Annotated in this window: 1 rRNA gene; it reads right to left on the minus strand. The window is 51.3% G+C overall.

From position 1 onward, the window contains the following. Positions 1-56: 56 nt before the first annotated feature. Positions 57-2,984: ribosomal RNA gene (locus VK91_RS19350) — 23S ribosomal RNA — on the minus strand. Between the last annotated feature and the right edge of the window lie 84 nt (positions 2,985-3,068).

Here is a 3,068-nt window from a genome sequence, read left to right on the forward strand (position 1 = left end):
AACTTACTTGTTCTTTCAAAACTGGATAAACGGTGCATTGAATGTTTCAAACTTTTTTGGTTAAGTCCTCGATCGATTAGTATTCGTCAGCTCCATGTGTCACCACACTTCCACCTCGAACCTATCTACCTCATCGTCTTTGAGGGATCTTACTTACTTGCGTAATGGGAAATCTCATCTTGAGGGGGGCTTCATGCTTAGATGCTTTCAGCACTTATCCCGTCCACACATAGCTACCCAGCGATGCCTTTGGCAAGACAACTGGTACACCAGCGGTGTGTCCATCCCGGTCCTCTCGTACTAAGGACAGCTCCTCTCAAATTTCCTACGCCCACGACGGATAGGGACCGAACTGTCTCACGACGTTCTGAACCCAGCTCGCGTACCGCTTTAATGGGCGAACAGCCCAACCCTTGGGACCGACTACAGCCCCAGGATGCGATGAGCCGACATCGAGGTGCCAAACCTCCCCGTCGATGTGGACTCTTGGGGGAGATAAGCCTGTTATCCCCGGGGTAGCTTTTATCCGTTGAGCGATGGCCCTTCCATGCGGAACCACCGGATCACTAAGCCCGTCTTTCGACCCTGCTCGACTTGTAGGTCTCGCAGTCAAGCTCCCTTGTGCCTTTACACTCTACGAATGATTTCCAACCATTCTGAGGGAACCTTTGGGCGCCTCCGTTACCTTTTAGGAGGCGACCGCCCCAGTCAAACTGTCCGCCTGACACTGTCTCCTGCCCCGCTAAGGGGCATGGGTTAGAATTTCAATACAACCAGGGTAGTATCCCACCGACGCCTCCTTCGAAGCTGGCGCTCCGAGATCTCTGGCTCCTACCTATCCTGTACAAGTTGTACCAAAATTCAATATCAGGCTACAGTAAAGCTCCACGGGGTCTTTCCGTCCTGTCGCGGGTAACCTGCATCTTCACAGGTACTATAATTTCACCGAGTCTCTCGTTGAGACAGTGCCCAGATCGTTACGCCTTTCGTGCGGGTCGGAACTTACCCGACAAGGAATTTCGCTACCTTAGGACCGTTATAGTTACGGCCGCCGTTTACTGGGGCTTCAATTCGCAGCTTCGCTTGCGCTAACCACTCCTCTTAACCTTCCAGCACCGGGCAGGCGTCAGCCCCTATACGTCACCTTACGGTTTTGCAGAGACCTGTGTTTTTGCTAAACAGTCGCCTGGGCCTATTCACTGCGGCTCTCATGCGCTTGCACGCTCAAGAGCACCCCTTCTCCCGAAGTTACGGGGTCATTTTGCCGAGTTCCTTAACGAGAGTTCTCTCGCACACCTTAGGATTCTCTCCTCGACTACCTGTGTCGGTTTGCGGTACGGGCACCTCTCACCTCGATAGAGGCTTTTCTTGGCAGTGTGAAATCAGGAACTTCGTCCATACGGACTCGCCATCACAGCTCAACGTTACAGTGTGCGGATTTGCCTACACACACGCCTTACTGCTTGGACGCGCACAACCAACGGCGCGCTTACCCTATCCTACTGCGTCCCCCCATTTCTCAAACGGTGAGGAGGTGGTACAGGAATATCAACCTGTTGTCCATCGCCTACGCCTATCGGCCTCGGCTTAGGTCCCGACTAACCCTGAGCGGACGAGCCTTCCTCAGGAAACCTTAGTCATACGGTGGACGGGATTCTCACCCGTCTTTCGCTACTCATACCGGCATTCTCACTTCTAAGCGCTCCACCAGTCCTTCCGATCTGACTTCAACGCACTTAGAACGCTCTCCTACCACTGACATCGTAGATGTCAATCCACAGCTTCGGTGAATCGTTTAGCCCCGATACATTTTCGGCGCAGCGTCACTCGACCAGTGAGCTATTACGCACTCTTTAAATGATGGCTGCTTCTAAGCCAACATCCTGGTTGTCTGTGCAACGCCACATCCTTTTCCACTTAACGATTACTTTGGGACCTTAGCTGGTGGTCTGGGCTGTTTCCCTTTTGACTACGGATCTTATCACTCGCAGTCTGACTCCCGTGTATAAATATCTGGCATTCGGAGTTTGTCTGAATTCGGTAAACCGGGATGGCCCCCTAGTCCAAACAGTGCTCTACCTCCAGTATTCTCATCACGAGGCTAGCCCTAAAGCTATTTCGGAGAGAACCAGCTATCTCCAAGTTCGATTGGAATTTCTCCGCTACCCACACCTCATCCCCGCACTTTTCAACGTGCGTGGGTTCGGGCCTCCAGTAAGTGTTACCTCACCTTCACCCTGGACATGGGTAGATCACCTGGTTTCGGGTCTACGACCACGTACTATTTCGCCCTATTCAGACTCGCTTTCGCTGCGGCTCCGCCTTCTAAAGCTTAACCTTGCACGTAATCGTAACTCGCCGGTTCATTCTACAAAAGGCACGCTATCACCCATTAACGGGCTCTAACTACTTGTAGGCACACGGTTTCAGGATCTCTTTCACTCCCCTTCCGGGGTGCTTTTCACCTTTCCCTCACGGTACTGGTTCACTATCGGTCACTAGGTAGTATTTAGCCTTGGGAGATGGTCCTCCCGGATTCCGACGGAATTTCACGTGTTCCGCCGTACTCAGGATCCACTCAGGAGAGAACGAACTTTCGACTACAGGGCTTTTACCTGCTCTGGCGGACCTTTCCAAGTCGCTTCATCTAACTCGCTCTTTTGTAACTCCGTATAGAGTGTCCTACAACCCCAAGAGGCAAGCCTCTTGGTTTGGGCTCTTCCCGTTTCGCTCGCCGCTACTCAGGGAATCGATTTTTCTTTCTCTTCCTCCAGGTACTTAGATGTTTCAGTTCCCTGGGTCTGCCTTCAAGACGCTATGTATTCACGTCAAGATACTACGCGATTAAACGTAGTGGGTTCCCCCATTCGGAAATCTCCGGATCAAAGCTCACTTACAGCTCCCCGAAGCATATCGGTGTTAGTGCCGTCCTTCTTCGGCTCCTAGTGCCAAGGCATTCGCCGTGCGCCCTTAATAACTTAACCAAGTTATTAAGCCTATAAAAAACTTAAAAAATAAATGTGTTTGTTACAATTTCAATGTCGTTTTATCCAGTTTTCAAAGAACAA

The organism is Lysinibacillus sp. LK3, from assembly GCF_001043675.1.
In the GTDB taxonomy this organism is placed as follows: domain Bacteria; phylum Bacillota; class Bacilli; order Bacillales_A; family Planococcaceae; genus Lysinibacillus; species Lysinibacillus capsici.